This is a genomic window from Streptomyces sp. NPDC012769, assembly GCF_042901205.1.
GTDB lineage: Bacteria > Actinomycetota > Actinomycetes > Streptomycetales > Streptomycetaceae > Streptomyces.
This window is the reverse complement of sequence record NZ_JBIBCP010000007.1, coordinates 207,054-223,572: the sequence shown is the minus strand read 5'-3', so window position 1 is coordinate 223,572 and position 16,519 is coordinate 207,054. Positions and strand designations below refer to the sequence as shown.

The following is a 16,519-nucleotide window of genomic DNA, read 5'->3' as shown; positions in this document are numbered from 1 at the left end:
GTCGGAAGGTGGCAAAACCGTGCAGTGGACGAAATTAAGCGAACAGCCCGTCTATGAGAACCGCTGGTTCCGGGTCAATCTCGCGGACGTCGAACTCCCCGACGGCCGCCGCCTCGACCACTACCTGATCCGGCTCCGGCCGGTCGCCGTCGCGACCGCCGTCAACGCCGCCGACGAGGTCCTGCTGCTCTGGCGCCATCGCTTCATCACCGACAGCTGGGGCTGGGAAATGGCCGCCGGCGTCGTCGAGGACGGCGAGACGATCGAGGTCGCCGCCGCCCGCGAGATGGAGGAGGAGACCGGCTGGCGCCCCGGACCGCTGCGCCCGCTGCTCACCGTGGAGCCGTCCAACGGCCTCACCGACGCCCGCCACCACCTCTTCTTCGCCGAGGAGGCCATCTGGACCGGCCCGCCCCAGGACGCCTTCGAGTCCTCGCGTCTCGCCTGGGTCCCGCTCAAACTCGTCCCCGACATGATCGCCCGCGGCGAGGTCCCCGCCGCGAACATGGCCGCCGGGCTGCTGATGCTGCACCACCTGCGGCTGGGCTGACCCGAGCCGCCGGGTACCGAGGCCGGGGACGGGGCGCGGAAAAGGCCCGGCGGGGCGCGGAAAAGGCCGGACGGGGCGCAAAAGGCCGGACGACCCGTACCTGTGCGGTGTACGGGCCGTCCGGTGGCAGCGGAGGTGCGTGAAGCACTCCGCGGTCAGGAGTACGGGTAGAAACCCGAACCGGTCTTGCGGCCCAGACGGCCCGCGTCCACCATCCGCTGGAGCAGCGGGGGAGCGGCGTACAGGGGCTCCTTGTACTCGGCGTACATCGAGTCGGCGATCGAGGCGATCGTGTCCAGACCGATCAGGTCCGACAGCTTCAGCGGCCCCATCGGGTGGGCGCAGCCGAACTCCATGCCGTTGTCGATGTCCTCGCGGCTCGCGATGCCCGACTCGAACATCCGGATCGCGGACAGCAGATACGGCACGAGCAGTGCGTTCACCACGAAGCCCGAGCGGTCCTGCGCGCGGATCGCGTGCTTGCCGAGGGTCTTCTCGGCGAACAGCTGCGCCCGGCTGATCGTGCCCTCGGAGGTGGTGAGGGCGGGGATCAGCTCGACGAGCTTCTGCACCGGCGCCGGGTTGAAGAAGTGGATGCCGATCACGTGGTCGGGGCGCGAGGTCGCCACGGCCAGCTTCACCAGCGGGATGGAGGAGGTGTTGGAGGCCAGGATGGCGTCCGGCCGGGTCACCACCTGGTCGAGCACCTGGAAGATCTCGGTCTTGATCTGCTCGTTCTCCACGACCGCCTCGATCACGAGGTCACGGTCGGCGAACTCGCCCAGGTCGGTGGTGAAGCTGAGCCGCGCCAGGGTGGCGTCGCGCTCCTCGTCGCTGATCTTGCCGCGTTCGGCGGCCTTGGCGAGCGAGTTGTAGAGCCGCGTACGGCCGATCTCCAGCGCCTCGCCGGTGGTCTCGGCGACCTTCACCTCGAGACCGCTGCGGGCACACACCTCCGCGATGCCCGCGCCCATCTGGCCGCAGCCCACCACTCCGACGCGCTCAATGTCGGCCATGGAGTCCGTCACCTCGTGCCTTTCGCTCATTGCTGGCGGCGGGCCCGTGTGATTCCGGTGCGACCGCCTCGACTCCACGACGTTACTCCCGACGGAGCAGATGATCGATCGTTCTGGGGTGGGCATGCTGTCCCAGGGGCTGTGACGTATCCGATATCCAAGGAAGGCCAGGGGTGACAAATGCCGCCGATCGGTAGAAGAGGGTTCGTGGCCGGAATCACGCTGACGGCACTCGCCGTCGGCACGGGCGCCGGGACGGCTGCCGGGGCGGGTGCGGAGACCGCCGTCGGCCACGCCGGCGAGCGGGACGACGGGGACGGGCGGGCCCCGGCCGCCTTCCGGGGCATGTGGATCGCCACGATCGGCAACCGCGACTTCCCCTCCCGGCCCGGCCTCCCCGCCGCCGAGCAGCGCGCGGAGCTCGAAGCCCTGCTGGACCTCGCCGTACGGCGCCGGATGACCGCCGTCGTCCTCCAGATCCGCCCCTCCGCCGACGCCCTGTGGCCCTCCCCGTACGAGCCCTGGGCGCAGTGCCTCACCGGTGTCCAGGGCAAGGACCCCGGCTGGGACCCGCTCGGCACGGCCGTGGCGGAGGCGCACGCCCGCGGCCTGGAGCTGCACGCCTGGTGCAATCCGTACCGCGTCGCCTTCCACGCGGACCCCGCCCGGCTCGCCGCGGGCCACCCCGTGCGGCGGCATCCCGAGTGGGCCCTCACCTACGACGGCAAGCTCTTCTACGACCCGGGCGTGCCCGAGGTCCGGCGCCACGTCCAGGACGCCATGCTCGACGCCGTACGCCGCTACGACATCGACGCCCTCCACTGGGACGACTACTTCTACCCGTACCCCGTGCCGGGACAGCGGCTCGACGACGACGAGACGTTCCGGAGGTACGGGGCGGGGTTCACGGACCGGGCGGCGTGGCGGCGCCACAACACGGATCTGCTCGTCTCCGAGATGGCGGCGCGGATCAAGGAGGTCAAGCCCGACGTCGCCTTCGGCGTCAGCCCCTTCGGGGTCTGGCGCAACGCCTCCACCGACCCGGCCGGCTCCGACACCGGCCCGACCGTGCAGACCTACGACGACCTGTACGCCGACACCCGCCGCTGGATCCGGGAGCGCTGGATCGACTACGTCGTCCCGCAGCTCTACTGGCACATCGGCGCCGCCGCGACCGACTACGCCAAGCTCGTGCCCTGGTGGGACGGGGTCGTCCGGGGCACCGGCGTCCGCCTCTACCTCGGCGAAGCCCTGTACAAGGTCGGCGACCCGGCGCAGCCCGCGGCCTGGCAGGACTCCCGGGAGCTGGCGCGCCACGTCGAACTGGCCCGGCGCTATCCGAACGTCGGCGGGCACGTCTACTTCGCGGCCCGCGAGGTCGCCAAGGACCCGCTGGGCGCGCTCACCGCCGCCATCGAGGCCTGAGAGCCGGGTCTCCGAGGACCGGGTCTCTGAGGTCTCTGAGCACAGGGTTCGTGAGGGCCAGGTCTCCTGAGGGCCACGTCATCGTGAGGTCCCGGGTCTCTGAGGGCCGGGACCGCGCGGACCCGGGGGCTACTGGCCCCCGGCCTCCGCCTTATGGCGTACGACGGTGTCGGGGCCCGGCGACATCAGGGCCTCGTGGCCGTCGTCGTCGAACTTGACGCGGTACGGCGGGCTGCCGTTCTCGCCCAGTACCTCCAGGACCTTGGCCGTGCGGTCGTGGTGACCGACCGTACGGCCGTGCACCACCAGCTTGTCGCCCTCGGACGCACGCATCGGTGACCTCCTCGCGGCCGGGCTCGACCTACTCCGGACTACGGCTTTCACTCCTGTCATTGTGACCCGCGTCTCAGCTCTTCGCCCGCTGGGTCACCGCGATGCAGACGAGCACCGCCACGGCCGCGACCGGGGCCGCCGGGGCGAGGTCCTCCCCGAGCACGGTCACCGACCAGAACAGCGTGAGCAGCGGCTGGGCGAGCTGGAGCTGGCTGGCGCGCGGGATGCCGATCGCCGCCATGCCCCGGTACCAGACGTACAGGCCGAAGAAGGTGGAGCCGGCCGCCACCCAGACGAGCCCGACGACACCGTGCGCCGTCAGACGCACCGGCTCGTGTGCGAGGGCCACCGCCGAGCCCACCGCCATCAGCGGCAGACAGAACACCAGCGCCCAGCCGATCACCTGCCAGCCCGGCATCAGCCGCGCGAGCCGGCCGCCCTCGGTGTAGCCGGCGGCGCACACCAGCAGCGCGCCGAACAGGTAGAGGTCGCCGGTCGACAGCGCGCCGCCGCTCTGCTGGAGGGTGAAGGCGAGCACGACCACGGCTCCGGAGACCGCCGCGATCCAGAACGTACGGGACGGGCGTCGCCCCGTGCGGATCGCGGCGAAGGTCGCCGTGGTGAGCGGCAGCAGACCCACCACGACGGCGGCGTGCGAGGTGGTCGAGGTCTGCAGCGCCAGGGTCGTCAGGAGCGGGAAGCCGACCACCACACCGCCCGCGACAACGGCGAGCCCGGCCCAGTGGCGCCGCTCCGGCAGCGGCACCCGGCCCACCAGGAGGAAGGCGCCCGCGATCAGCGCGGCGAGCACCGAGCGGACGGCGACCAGAGACCAGGGGCCGAAGCTCTCCAGGCCCCAGACGGTGGAGGGGAAGGTCAGCGAGAAGGAGAGCACGCCGAGCGCGGCGAGCAGGGTGCCCCGGCTCGCGGCCGGGGATCCGTCGGCCGGGGACCCGTCGGCCGTGGATCCGGTGGCCGTGGATCCGGTGGCCGTGGACCCGTCCGTGGTGGCTCCGGCGGCGACGGGGGCAGCGACGGACGCGGGGCCGGTCGATCCGGCGGCGTCTCGGGGAGTCGCGACCGCTATCGTGCTCGGAGTAGTAGCGCTATTCTGTGCTGTCATGCACGAGCGTAGCAGTGTCGCGGGCCTGGCGAAATCCCTGAAGGCGGAGCTCAACCGCTACTCCCCAGGGGAGAAGCTGCCGTCGAGTCGGGCCCTCGTCGAGCGCTATCGCGTCTCCCCGGTCACCGTCACCCGCGCCCTCGCCCAGCTCGCCTCCGAAGGCCTCGTCGTCACCCGGCCCGGCGCCGGCGCCTACCGCGCCGACACCCGCACCGCCGCCCCCGCCGCCGGAGACACCTCCTGGCAGGAGCTCGCCCTCAGCGCCGACACGGCCACCGAACTCGTCCCCCGGTCCGTCGACGCCTCCGGCGTCCTCGTCACCCTCGCCGCGCCGCCGCCCGGCGTCGTCGAGTTCAACGGCGGCTACCTCCACCCCGTCCTCCAGCCCGAACGCGCCCTCGCCGCCGCCCTCGCCCGGGCCGGCCGCCGCCCCGGCGCCTGGGGCCGGCCGCCTGCCGACGGTCTCACCGACCTGCGCGCCTGGTTCGCCCGCGAGGTCGGCGGCAGCGTCACCGCCGCCGAGATCCTCATCACCGCGGGCGGCCAGTCCGCCCTCACCACCGCCCTGCGCGCCCTCGCCCCGCCCGGCACCCCCGTCCTCGTCGAATCGCCCACCTATCCGGGCATGCTCGCCGTCGCCCGCTCCGCCGGACTGCGCCCCGTCCCCGTCCCCACCGACGCCGACGGCATCCGCCCCGACCTCCTCGAAGCCGCCTTCCGTGCCACCGGCGCCCGCGTCGTCGTCTGCCAGCCGCTCTTCCAGAACCCCACCGGCGCGGCCCTCCCCGTCGAACGGCGGGCCGCCGTCGTGCGCATCGCCCGCGCCGCCGGCGCCTTCGTCATCGAGGACGACTTCGCCCGCCGCCTCGTCCACGAGGACTCCGCCCCGCTGCCCCCGACCCTCGCCGCCGACGACCCCGACGGCGTCGTCGTCCACGTCTGCTCCCTTACCAAGATCACTTCGGCGAGCCTCCGGGTCGGCGCCCTCGCCGCCCGCGGCCCCGTCCTCGAACGGCTCCGCGCCATCCAGGTCGTCGACAGCTTCTTCGTCCCCCGCCCCCTCCAGGAAGCCGCCCTCGAACTCGTCGGCTCGCCCGCCTGGAGCCGCCACCTGAGGGCGGTCACCCAGGAGCTGAAGAACCGCCGCGACACCATGACCGGCGCCGTCGCGCTCCACCTCCCCGAACTCGCCCTGCCCCACATCCCGTCCGGCGGCTACCACCTCTGGCTCCGCCTCCCCGACACCCTCCCCGAAGCGGCGCTCCTCCCCACCGCCCTGCGCGCCGGAGTCGCCGTCGCCCCCGGCCGCCCCTACTTCGCCGCCGAACCGCCCGCCGGCCACATCCGGCTGAGTTTCGCGGGTGTCGCCGGGCCCGCGGAGATCATCGAGGGCGTCCGCCGGCTGCGGACCGCGATCGACGAGCTCACCGGGTGAGGCGGGAGGCGGTTCCCGCCGCGGCCGTCGCGGTCCCCGCGGTGGCCATCGCCCCGGGGATATTCGCCTGACACGGGACCGCGGCCCTGGCACCCTGCGCCCATGAGCGACTCCGCAGCCGCGTACGACACCGTCATGCACGGGGCGTACGAGATCTCAGCCGACCCCGCCCGCATCGACGCCGCCCGCGTCCACCACTGGCTCTCCACCGACTCCTACTGGGCCATGGGCCGACCTCGGGAAAAGCAGGACCGGGCCATCGCCGGATCCCTCAACTTCGGGGCCTACGACCGGCGGAGCGGCGCGATGGCCGCCTATGCCCGGGTCGTCACCGACTACGCCACCTTCGCCTGGCTCTGCGACGTCTACGTCGACCGGCCGGCCCGCGGCACCGGCCTCGGCACCGCCCTGGCCGCCGCCGTCCGCGACCACTTGGAGCCGTACGGGCTGCGCCGCATCATGCTCGCCACCGCCGACGCCCACGGCGTGTACGAGAAGGTCGGATTCGCGCCACTGCGGAATCCGGACATCTGGATGGCTCTCGGACAGCAGTGAGTCACGATTCGCTCCGAGCCGGGAAATGACCCCTTGACCTGCTGACCCACCGGCCTCACGATCGCGGCCATGGGTCTTCGGGTCACGCTCGTCGCGGCGGCGCGCAGCTCCTCCCTGCTCGCCGAACGCTTCGACGACGACCGGCCGCTCGACGAGGCCGGCTGGTACGAGGTGCAGCTCGCCGCGCCCCGGCTGATTCCGCTCGGCGCGGCCGAGCTCCGCTACTGCTCCCCGACCCCGCGCAGCCGCGCCACCGGCACCGCCCTCGGCTACGCCCCGCTCGCGCAGCCGGCCCTGCGCGACTGCGACATGGGCCGCTGGCGCGGACTCACCCTCGCCGAGGTCGCCGCCCTCGAACCGGCGGCCGTCGACGCCTGGCTCACCGACCCGCGCACCGCCCCGCACGGCGGCGAGACGCTGCTGTCCTTCATCGTCCGGGTCGGCGGCTGGCTCGACACCCGGCCCGCCGACGACGGCGCGATCGTCGCCGTCGCCGAACCCGCCGTGGTGCGCGCCGCCCTCGTCTACGCCCTGAAGGCCCCGCCCGCCACGTACTGGAACGTCGACGTCCGCCCGCTGTCGACCGTCACCCTGACGGGTCGGCCGGGGCTGTGGCACCTGCAGTTGGGGGCGGCGGTGGGCTGAGGGACGAGCCGGGGTGGGCGGGGCGTCCGGCGGCGTCCGGTGGGCGGTGCCCGACCGGCTAGCCTGGGGGCACGATGAACCGTCTGACCACGTCATGGGGCACCTTCCCGCTCACCCGCTTCCCCGCCGACCCGCGCGACCCGCTGCGCGCCTGGGACGCCGCCGACGCGTATCTGCTCGACCACCTCGCCGAGGCCGGCACCGATCTGTCCGGGACCGTCGTCGTGGTGGGGGACCGGTGGGGCGCGCTCGTCACCGCGCTCGCCGGCGCCGGCGCCTGCGCGGGCACCGGAGAACTGGTGCAGATCTCCGACTCGTACCTCGGGAGGAGCGCCACCGGCGAGAACCTGGCCCGCTCGGGGGCCGCCCCGGACGCGGTACGGCTGCTCACGACGCAGGACCCGCCGCCCGAGCGGGTCGACGTGCTGCTCGTCCGCGTGCCCAAGAGCCTCGCGCTCCTGGAGGACCAGCTGCACCGGCTCGCCCCCGCCGTGCACGAGGGGACGGTGATCGTCGGCACGGGCATGGTGAAGGAGATCCACACCTCGACGCTGAAGCTGTTCGAGACGATCCTCGGCCCCACCCGCACCTCCCTCGCCGTGAAGAAGGCCCGGCTCATCCACACCACGCCCGCGCCCGGAGCGGCGCGGGGCGAGAACCCCTGGCCGTACCGGTACGCGCTGCCGGCGGACGCGCCGGCCGGGCTCGCCGGGCGCACCGTCGTCAACCAGGCCGGCGTCTTCTGCGCCGACCGGCTCGACATCGGCACCCGCTTCCTGCTGCGGAACCTGCCCACGGGCCTCGGCCGGTCCACGGTCGTCGACCTCGGCTGCGGCAACGGCGTCGTCGGGCTCGCCGTCGCGCTCGCCGAGCCGGAGGCCGAGCTGCTCTTCACCGACGAGTCGTACCAGGCCGTCGCCTCCGCCGAGGAGAACTTCCGTACGCAGGCGGGGGAGGGGCGCAAGGCCCGGTTCGTCGTCGGGGACGGCCTCGCCGATGCCGAGCCCGAGTCGGTCGACCTGGTACTCAACAACCCGCCGTTCCACAGCCACCAGGCCACGACCGACCGCACCGCCCGCCGCATGTTCGCCGACGCCCGCCGGGCCCTGCGGTCCGGCGGGGAGCTGTGGGTGGTCGGCAACCGGCACCTCGGCTACCACGTCACCCTGCGGCGGATCTTCGGCAACGCCGAACTGGTCGCGAGCGAACCGAAGTTCGTCGTCCTGAAGGCGGTGAAGCGGTCAAGCGGTGAAGGGGTGCAGGGGTGCAGGGGTGAAGGCCGTCAGGAGAGGGTGACCAGCTCCCGGTAGCCCTCGTTCCACAGGTCCTCCTCCGCGTCCGGAAGCAGCAGCACCCGCTCCGGACGCAGCGCGTCGATCGCACCCTCGTCGTGGGTCACCATGACGATCGCGCCCGGGTACGTTCCCACGGCGGCCAGGACCTCGTCGCGCGAGGCCGGGTCGAGGTTGTTCGTCGGCTCGTCGAGCAGCAGCACGTTCGCGCCCGAGTGCACCAGACCCGCCAGGGCGAGCCGGGTCTTCTCGCCGCCCGAGAGGACCCGGGCCGGCTTGTCGGCGTCGTCGCCCCGGAACAGGAAGGCGCCGAGCACGCTCCGCACCTCCCCGTCGGTCAGGTCCGGCGCCGCCGCGGCCAGGTTCTCCCGGACCGTGCGGTCCGGGTCGAGCGTCTCGTGTTCCTGGGCGAAGTAGCCGATCCGCAGGCCGTGTCCGTGCACCACCCGCCCCGCGTCGGGGGTCTCGCGGCCCGCGAGCAGCCGCAGCAGGGTCGTCTTCCCCGCGCCGTTGAGCCCGAGGACGACCAGCCGGCCGCCCCGGTCCACCGCGAGGTCGACCCCGTCGAGGACCGGCCGGCCGGAGCCGTACCCCTTGGTGAGGGAGATCGCGCCCAGCGGCGTACGACCGCAGGGCGCCGGTTCCGGCAGCCGGATCCGTGCCACCTTGTCGGTACGTCGCACCTCCTCCAGGCCGTCCAGCAGCCGGTCGGCCCGGCGGGCCATGCTGCGGGCGGTGACCGAGGTCGACGAGCGGGCCTTCATCCGGTCGGCCCGTGCGTGCAGCGCCGCGGCCTTGCGCTCGGCGTTGGCGCGCTCGCGGGTCCGGCGGCGCTCGTCGGCGTCCCGCTGGGCGAGGTAGGCGGCCCAGCCGGTGTTGTGGACGTCGACGGTCGTGCGCAGCGGGTCGAGGTGGAAGACCCGGTTGACGGTGGCGGCGATCAGGTCGAGTTCATGACTGATGACGACCAGGCCGCCCTGGTGCGCGGAGAGGAAGCCGCGCAGCCAGCCGACCGAGTCCGCGTCGAGGTGGTTGGTCGGCTCGTCCAGGAGCAGCGTGCCCTCGCGGCCGTGCTCGGCGAACAGGATCCGCGCCAGCTCGACGCGCCGCTTCTGTCCGCCCGACAGGGTGCCGACGGGCCGCGCCATCGCCTCCGCGGGCAGCCCGAGACCGGCGGCGACCCGGGCCGCCTCGGCCTCGGCCGCGTATCCGCCGCAGGCCTCGAACGCGGCCTCGGCGCGGCCGTAGGCGTCCATCGCACGGGCGTCCGCCCGCTCGGCGAGCCGGTCGGCGGCCTCGCGCAGCCGGCGGACGGCGACGTCCATGCCCCGCGCCGACAGGATGCGGTCGGTGACCGTCACCGAGGGGTCGGCGGCGCGCGAGTCCTGCGCGAGAAGCGCGACGGGACCGGTGCGCGCGACGCTGCCGGCGGCCGGGGCGCGCAGCCCGGCCAGGGTGTGCAGGAGGGTGGTCTTCCCGGCGCCGTTGCGGCCGACGAGGCCGACGCGGTCGCCGGGCGCGATGTGGAAGGAGAGATCGGACAGCAGGAGACGGGCGCCGACGCGCACGTCGACACCGCGGACGGTGATCATGGGATAACGCTCCGAACAGACTGAAGGACACACGGGTGGCGTGGTAGCGGGTCCTCAGCTAGGAAATTCGGGGCGTAGACATGGGGCTGAGGGTAAGGGGCGGGGCGGGCCGGGCGCATCCGATTTTGGTCGGGGCGCCTCTGTCGAGGACGGGGCGGGTGCGGGGCCGACCCGCCGCGGACGGGGTCGAACCGCTCTGGGCTGGGCCGCTCCGGGCCAGGCCGTAGCGCAGGGCGTAGCCCCCGGGGCGGTCGAGCCGCTTCGGTCTGGGCCGCTCCGAGCCGCCTCGGGTCGAGTCGCCTCGGGCCGAGCCGCCTCGGGCCGAACCGCTCCGCCCAGCCCCGCCCGCCCCGCCGGCCCGAGGTAGGGCAGGGCCTCCCCGCCCCGCCTCGGCCCGGCCGAAGCGGCGCAGAGAGGCCGCTCTCGCCGTGTGCGAGGCCGGCCCCCTCGGGTGGCGAGCCGCCGTCCCCGGCTGGCCCCGCAGGTCGCGAGGCCGCCGCCAGAGTCGTGCCCCCGCAGGCGTAGAGCCGCGACCGGCCCTCCGGCCCCACCACCCCTCAGCCGTCCGGGAACCTCAGCTCCAGGGCCCGTACGCCCTCCTCGCCCGTCGTGATGTCCAGGGCCGTGATGCGCTCGTCGCGCAGGGTGAGGGCCACCGCCACGACCGGGCGGCCGGCGGTGAAGGCGACCACCCCGAGGGCGCCGTCGACCAGGGCCGGTCGGATCGTCCCGGCCGTCCCGGCCGTCCCGGCGAGGGCGACCGCAGCCCGCTCGGCGACCGCGCCGGCGCCGTGGACCGGGCCGTGGGCGCAATGGGCCACCACCTCCGGGTGGAGGGCGGCGGCGAGGGCGCGCGGGTCGCGGGCGCGGGCGGCGGACAGGAAGCGCTCCATCGCGGCCCGCTGCCGCGCCGGATCCCCGCCGGGACCGGGACCGGGGCCCCGCACCCGCAGCCGGGCCGACCTCGCGCGCCGGCCCGCCTCCTCGGGGGTGCCGCCGGTGATCCGCGCCGTGTCGTCGAGGGACAGTCCGAAGAGGTCGTGCAGCACATAGGCGAGACGCTCGCCGCGCTCGAGACCCTCCAGGAGGACGAGCAGCCCGAGCCAGACGGGATCCACGCCGTCCGGGTCCGCCGCCCGCGGCGGCTCCAGGCCCGCCCGGCGCTGCAGCCGCCGCACGCACGCCCGCCCCACCACCGTCACCAGCCACTCCCGCAGCCCCTCGCCGACCTCCGCCCGCGCCTCGGCGAGGGCCTCGTCCGCCTCCGCGCACCCCCCGAGCATCCGCCGGGCCACGGCCCGCAGCCGCTCCTCCTGCGCGTCGAACCGCGCGGTCAGAAAGGTCTCCTCGTTCATCCGGCCTCACCGCTCATCGGGCCTCACTCCTCGTCGGGACCGCCGGCGGCGGTCGTGCGGAATCGTCGGTGCAGTGCCCTGACGCTCCGGGCCGTGCGGATGTGACAGCGGAAGTCTTTGCATAAACCTGCGGTCACGCGTATAGTCATGCCATCCATGAGGAGGGTTTCCATGACGGTACGAGCAGCAGTCGCGGGCGCGAGCGGATACGCGGGCGGAGAGCTCCTGCGCCTGCTCCTCGCCCACCCCCAGGTCGAGATCGGCGCCCTGACCGCCCACTCCAACGCCGGTCAGCGACTCGGCGGACTCCAGCCGCACCTGCTGCCGCTCGCCGACCGCGTCCTGGAGGACACCACCGCCGAGGTCCTCGCGGGCCGGGGCCGTCGGCATGACGTCGTCTTCCTCGCGCTCCCGCACGGCCAGTCCGCCGCCGTCGCCGAGCAGCTCGGCCCGGACACGCTCGTCATCGACATGGGCGCCGACTTCCGGCTCTCCGACTCCGCCGACTGGGAGAGGTTCTACGGCTCCCCCCACGCCGGCACCTGGCCCTACGGCCTGCCCGAACTGCCGGGTGCCCGCGCCGCGCTGGAGGGGTCCAAGCGCGTCGCGGTGCCCGGTTGCTTCCCCACCTCCGTCTCGCTCGCGCTCTTCCCCGCCTACGCGGACGGGCTCGCCGAGCCGGAAGCGGTGATCGTCGCCGCCACCGGCACCTCCGGCGCGGGCAAGGCCCTCAAGCCGCACCTGCTCGGCAGCGAGGTCATGGGCAACGTCACCCCGTACGGCGTCGGCGGCGGCCACCGGCACACCCCCGAGATGATCCAGAACCTCAGCGCCGTGGCCGGCGAACGGGTGGCCGTGTCCTTCACGCCGACCCTCGTGCCCATGCCGCGCGGCATCCTCGCCACCTGCTCGGCCCCCGCCCGGCCCGGCGTCACCGCCGAGAGCCTGCGCGCCGCGTACGAGAAGGCCTACGCGGACGAGCCGTTCGTCCACCTGCTGCCCGAGGGCCAGTGGCCCTCCACGGCGTCCGTCCAGGGCTCCAACGCCGTACAGGTCCAGGTCGCCTACGACGAGGCCGTGCACCGGATCATCGCGATCAGCGCCATCGACAACCTCACCAAGGGCACCGCCGGCGGCGCGGTGCAGAGCATGAACATCGCCCTCGGGCTGCCCGAGGACACCGGACTTTCCACGATTGGAGTCGCTCCATGAGCGTCACCGCAGCGAAGGGATTCACGGCCGCGGGCATCGCGGCCGGGATCAAGGAGAACGGCAACCCCGACCTGGCCCTCGTGGTCAACACCGGGCCGCGCCGCGCCGCCGCGGGAGTCTTCACCTCCAACCGCGTCAAGGCCGCCCCCGTCCTGTGGTCCCAGCAGGTCCTCGCCGACGGCGAGCTGACCGCCGTCGTCCTCAACTCCGGCGGCGCCAACGCCTGCACCGGCCCGAAGGGCTTCCAGGACACCCACGCCACCGCCGAGAAGGTGGCCGAGGTCCTCAGCGCCCAGGGCACGGTCATCGGCGCCGGCGAGGTCGCCGTCGCCTCCACCGGCCTCATCGGCGTCCTGCTCCCCATGGACAAGCTCCTCCCCGGCGTCGAGAAGGCCGCGGGCGAGCTCTCCGAGCACGGCGGCGAGAAGGCCGCCATCGCCATCAAGACCACCGACACCGTCCACAAGACCGCCGTCGCCGGCAAGGACGGCTGGACGGTCGGCGGCATGGCCAAGGGCGCGGGCATGCTCGCCCCCGGCCTCGCCACCATGCTCGTCGTCCTCACCACCGACGCCGACGTCGACGCCAAGGACCTGGACTCCGCGCTCCGGCAGGCCACCCGGCTCACCTTCGACCGGGTCGACTCCGACGGCTGCATGTCCACCAACGACACCGTCCTCCTGCTCGCCTCCGGCGCCGCTGGCGTCACCCCGGCCCAGGACGACTTCGCCGAGGCCGTGCGGGAGGTCTGCGCCGACCTCGCCCGCCAGCTCATCGGTGACGCCGAGGGCGCCAGCAAGGACATCCGGATCGAGGTGATCAACGCGGCCACCGAGGACGACGCCGTCGAGGTCGGCCGGTCCATCGCCCGCAACAACCTCCTCAAGTGCGCCATCCACGGCGAGGACCCCAACTGGGGCCGGGTGCTCTCCGCCATCGGCACCACCTCCGCCGCCTTCGAGCCCGACGAGCTCAACGTCGCCATCAACGGCGTCTGGGTGTGCCGGAACGGCTCCGTCGGCGAGGACCGCGAGCTCGTCGACATGCGCTACCGGGAGGTCGTCATCACCGCCGACCTCGCCGCCGGGTCCGAGTCCGCCGTCATCTGGGCCAACGACCTCACCGCCGACTACGTCCACGAGAACAGCGCGTACTCGTCATGACCAACACCACGCGGAAGCACAAGGCCCTGCCCAAGGCGCAGATCCTCATCGAGGCGCTGCCCTGGCTCACCCGCCACCACGGCAAGACCGTCGTCATCAAGTTCGGCGGCAACGCCATGATCGACGACGACCTCAAGGCCGCCTTCGCCCAGGACGTCGTCTTCCTGCGCCACGCCGGTCTCAAGCCGGTCGTCGTGCACGGCGGCGGCCCCCAGATCAGCGCGGCGCTCGACCGGGCGGGCCTGGTCAGCGAGTTCAAGGCCGGCCTCAGGGTCACCACCGCCGAGGCCATGGACGTCGTACGGATGGTCCTCGCCGGCCAGGTCCAGCGCGAGCTCGTCGGCCTGCTCAACCGGCACGGCGCCTTCGCCGTCGGCCTCACCGGCGAGGACGCCCACACCATCACCGCCACCAAACACCAGCCGGTGATCGCGGGCGAGCCGGTCGACATCGGCCGGGTCGGCGAGATCACCGCCATCGACACCGGCGCCATCCAGGCGCTCCTCGACGACGGACGGATCCCCGTCGTCTCCTCCATCGCCCGCTCCCAGGACGACGACCATGTCTACAACGTCAATGCTGATACGGCGGCTGCGGCACTCGCTGCGGCGCTGGGCGCCGAAACGCTGATGGTCCTGACCGACGTCGAGGGCCTCTACGAGGACTGGCCCCACAGCGACGAGGTCATCAGCCGGCTCACCGCGAGCCAGCTGGAGAAACTCCTTCCCGAGCTCTCCAGCGGCATGGTCCCCAAGATGGAGGGCTGCCTCCACGCCGTGCGCAACGGCGTCACCACGGCCCGCGTCATCGACGGCCGCGTCCAGCACTCGATCCTGCTGGAGATCTTCACGGACGAAGGCATCGGCACGATGGTCGTGCCCGACGAGACGAAGGGGGAGTCGTGATGAGCAACGCCGACCTGACCCAGCGGTGGCAGGACGCGCTGATGGACAACTACGGCACGCCCCGGCTGCCGCTGGTCCGCGGCGAGGGCGCCAAGGTCTGGGACGCCGACGGCAGGGAATACCTCGACTTCGTCGGCGGCATCGCCGTCAACGCCCTCGGCCACGCGCACCCGGCCGTCGTCGACGCCGTCTCCCGGCAGATCGCCTCCCTCGGCCACGTCTCCAACCTGTTCGTCGCCGAGCCGCCCGTCGCCCTCGCCGAACGCCTCCTCGGACTCTTCGGCCGCCCCGGCAAGGTCTTCTTCTGCAACTCCGGCGCCGAGGCCAACGAAGGCGCCTTCAAGCTCGGCCGGCTCACCGGCCGGCGCCACATGGTCGCCACCAGCGGCGGCTTCCACGGCCGGACCATGGGCGCCCTCGCCCTCACCGGCCAGCCCGGCAAGCAGACCCCGTTCCTGCCGCTGCCCGGCGACGTCACCCACGTCCCGTACGGAGACGTCGACGCCCTGCGCGCCGCCGTCACCGAGGACACCGCCTTCGTCATCATCGAGCCCGTCCAGGGCGAGAACGGCGTCGTCGTCCCGCCCGCCGGCTACCTGAAGGCCGCCCGGGAGATCACCCGCGCCACCGGCACCCTGCTCGTCCTCGACGAGGTCCAGACCGGCATCGGCCGGACCGGACACTGGTTCGAGCACCAGGCGCACGAGGGCGTCGACCCCGATGTCGTCACCCTGGCCAAGGGCCTCGGCGGCGGCCTGCCGATCGGCGCCACCGTCGCCTTCGGCGCGGCGGCCGAGCTGTTCACGCCCGGCCACCACGGCACCACCTTCGGCGGCAACCCGGTCGCCTGCGCCGCCGGACTCGCCGTGATCGACACCCTCGCCGCCGACGGCCGCCTCGACGAGGTCAAGCGGCTCGGCGAGAAGCTGCGCGACGGAATCGAGGCTTCGGGTCACCCACTGGTCTCCCACGTCCGTGGCTCGGGCCTTCTGCTGGGTATCGTGCTCACCGAGTCCCTCGCGCCGCAGGTGCAGCAGGCGGCTCAGGACGCCGGTCTCCTGGTGAACGCGCCCGCCCCCGATGTCGTACGGCTCATGCCGCCGCTCGTCATCGGCGACGCGGAGGTGGACGCCTTCCTCCAGGCCCTGCCCGGTGTCCTCGACGTGGCGAACGGGCAAGGACGAACCGGAGAATGAGACGACGATGACCGACGCGCAGGAAATCGAGCACGGAGGGCCGTCGGTTCCGCAGACCCGCACCGCACGCCACCGCAGGATCGTCGACATCCTCAACCGGCAGCCGGTGCGCTCGCAGAGCCAGCTGGCCAAGCTGCTCGCCGACGACGGGCTGAGCGTCACCCAGGCGACGCTCTCCCGTGACCTCGACGAGCTCGGCGCGGTGAAGATCCGCAACACCGGCGGCGAGCTCATCTACGCCGTGCCCAGCGAGGGCGGCTTCCGCACCCCGCAGGCCCCGCTGGGGGAGTCCGCCAAGGAGGAGCGCATGCGCCGCCTCTCCGGCGAACTGCTGATCTCCGCCGAGGCCTCGGCCAACCTGGTGGTGCTCCGCACTCCGCCGGGCGCCGCCCAGTTCCTCGCGTCGGCCATCGACCAGGCCGAACTCCACGCCATCCTCGGCACCATCGCGGGTGACGACACCCTGCTGCTCATCTCCCGCGACCCGGTCGGCGGCCAGGCCCTCGCCGACCACCTCCTCCGCCTCGCGCAGAAGGAGCGCTAGCCGACGCCAGGCCGTGTCCGTAAGGTCCCGCCTGGCCCGCGACCCCTGGCACGCACGCTCGCTGCGTTGTCGGGATCACCCACGTACGCCCAGTACGAGGGCGACCCTCCGCCTTGCGATCGCACGCACCAGACGCCGCGGGCCCTGCCCTGCGGTCAGACGGCGCTGCTTTCCGGAC

General features: G+C 73.4%; 16 protein-coding genes. 11 read left to right on the top strand and 5 right to left on the bottom strand.

Annotated elements, in window-relative coordinates:
* Positions 1–19 precede the first annotated feature (19 nt).
* Positions 20–550 carry an NUDIX hydrolase gene (locus tag ACFY7C_RS32255; protein ID WP_389657531.1) on the top strand — a complete coding sequence of 177 codons (531 nt, stop codon included), beginning with the start codon at positions 20–22 and terminating at the stop codon, positions 548–550.
* Positions 551–705: 155 nt separating this feature from the next.
* Here ACFY7C_RS32255 and ACFY7C_RS32250 read toward each other — a convergent pair whose 3' ends face one another.
* A complete protein-coding gene (locus ACFY7C_RS32250) occupies positions 706–1,566 on the bottom strand; it encodes a 3-hydroxybutyryl-CoA dehydrogenase (RefSeq protein ID WP_389657528.1) in 861 nt (286 codons plus the stop codon).
* 180 nt (positions 1,567–1,746) lie between these two features.
* On the opposite strand from ACFY7C_RS32250, the gene ACFY7C_RS32245 reads away from it, so the two are divergent.
* Positions 1,747–2,991: a glycoside hydrolase family 10 protein gene (locus ACFY7C_RS32245; protein ID WP_389657525.1), complete on the top strand. Its 1,245-nt coding sequence runs from the start codon at positions 1,747–1,749 to the stop codon at positions 2,989–2,991.
* 129 nt (positions 2,992–3,120) lie between these two features.
* On the opposite strand, the gene ACFY7C_RS32240 is transcribed toward ACFY7C_RS32245, so the two are convergent.
* Positions 3,121–3,324, bottom strand: coding sequence for a DUF1918 domain-containing protein (locus ACFY7C_RS32240; protein ID WP_389657522.1), 204 nt, complete (start codon positions 3,322–3,324; stop codon positions 3,121–3,123).
* A 73-nt stretch (positions 3,325–3,397) separates the two neighbouring features.
* Entirely contained in the window at positions 3,398–4,447 is a 1,050-nt protein-coding gene (locus ACFY7C_RS32235; RefSeq protein WP_389657519.1) for a DMT family transporter, read from the bottom strand.
* Between ACFY7C_RS32235 and ACFY7C_RS32230 the strand changes: the two genes are divergently transcribed.
* From ACFY7C_RS32230 to ACFY7C_RS32215, 4 genes are all read left to right on the top strand, one after another.
* The gene (locus tag ACFY7C_RS32230) at positions 4,446–5,882 is read left to right on the top strand and encodes a PLP-dependent aminotransferase family protein (RefSeq protein ID WP_389657516.1); all 1,437 of its coding nucleotides are present in this window, start codon (positions 4,446–4,448) and stop codon (positions 5,880–5,882) included. The genes ACFY7C_RS32235 and ACFY7C_RS32230 overlap by 2 nt on opposite strands.
* 102 nt (positions 5,883–5,984) lie before the next feature.
* Positions 5,985–6,437, top strand: coding sequence for a GNAT family N-acetyltransferase (locus tag ACFY7C_RS32225; protein WP_389657513.1), 453 nt, complete (start codon positions 5,985–5,987; stop codon positions 6,435–6,437).
* Positions 6,438–6,506: 69 nt separating this feature from the next.
* Entirely contained in the window at positions 6,507–7,082 is a 576-nt protein-coding gene (locus ACFY7C_RS32220; protein ID WP_389657510.1) for a histidine phosphatase family protein, read from the top strand.
* A 74-nt stretch (positions 7,083–7,156) separates the two neighbouring features.
* Positions 7,157–8,392, top strand: a complete 1,236-nt coding sequence (locus tag ACFY7C_RS32215) for a methyltransferase (RefSeq protein ID WP_389657507.1) — start codon at positions 7,157–7,159, stop codon at positions 8,390–8,392.
* Here ACFY7C_RS32215 and ACFY7C_RS32210 read toward each other — a convergent pair.
* On the bottom strand, positions 8,365–9,966 hold the full coding sequence (locus ACFY7C_RS32210) for an ABC-F family ATP-binding cassette domain-containing protein (RefSeq protein ID WP_389657504.1): 1,602 nt from the start codon (positions 9,964–9,966) through the stop codon (positions 8,365–8,367). The genes ACFY7C_RS32215 and ACFY7C_RS32210 overlap by 28 nt on opposite strands.
* A gap of 557 nt (positions 9,967–10,523) precedes the next feature.
* The gene (locus ACFY7C_RS32205; RefSeq protein ID WP_389657501.1) at positions 10,524–11,321 is read right to left on the bottom strand and encodes an RNA polymerase subunit sigma-70; all 798 of its coding nucleotides are present in this window, start codon (positions 11,319–11,321) and stop codon (positions 10,524–10,526) included.
* A 171-nt stretch (positions 11,322–11,492) separates the two neighbouring features.
* On the opposite strand from ACFY7C_RS32205, the gene argC reads away from it, so the two are divergent.
* Genes argC through ACFY7C_RS32180 form a run of 5 tightly spaced genes read left to right on the top strand, consistent with a single transcriptional unit; the run spans position 11,493 to position 16,341 of the window.
* A complete protein-coding gene (gene argC / locus ACFY7C_RS32200; protein WP_389657498.1) occupies positions 11,493–12,533 on the top strand; it encodes an N-acetyl-gamma-glutamyl-phosphate reductase in 1,041 nt (346 codons plus the stop codon).
* Positions 12,530–13,696, top strand: coding sequence for a bifunctional glutamate N-acetyltransferase/amino-acid acetyltransferase ArgJ (gene argJ, locus ACFY7C_RS32195; RefSeq protein ID WP_389657495.1), 1,167 nt, complete (start codon positions 12,530–12,532; stop codon positions 13,694–13,696). Before argC ends, argJ begins: the two co-directional genes overlap by 4 nt.
* A complete protein-coding gene (gene argB, locus ACFY7C_RS32190) occupies positions 13,693–14,601 on the top strand; it encodes an acetylglutamate kinase (protein ID WP_389657492.1) in 909 nt (302 codons plus the stop codon). The genes argJ and argB overlap by 4 nt, the downstream gene beginning before the upstream one ends.
* A complete protein-coding gene (locus tag ACFY7C_RS32185) occupies positions 14,601–15,797 on the top strand; it encodes an acetylornithine transaminase (protein ID WP_389657489.1) in 1,197 nt (398 codons plus the stop codon). Before argB ends, ACFY7C_RS32185 begins: the two co-directional genes overlap by 1 nt.
* 7 nt (positions 15,798–15,804) lie before the next feature.
* Positions 15,805–16,341 (top strand): arginine repressor, encoded by a 537-nt coding sequence (locus ACFY7C_RS32180; protein ID WP_345490155.1) that lies wholly within the window; start codon positions 15,805–15,807, stop codon positions 16,339–16,341.
* Positions 16,342–16,519: the final 178 nt, after the last annotated feature.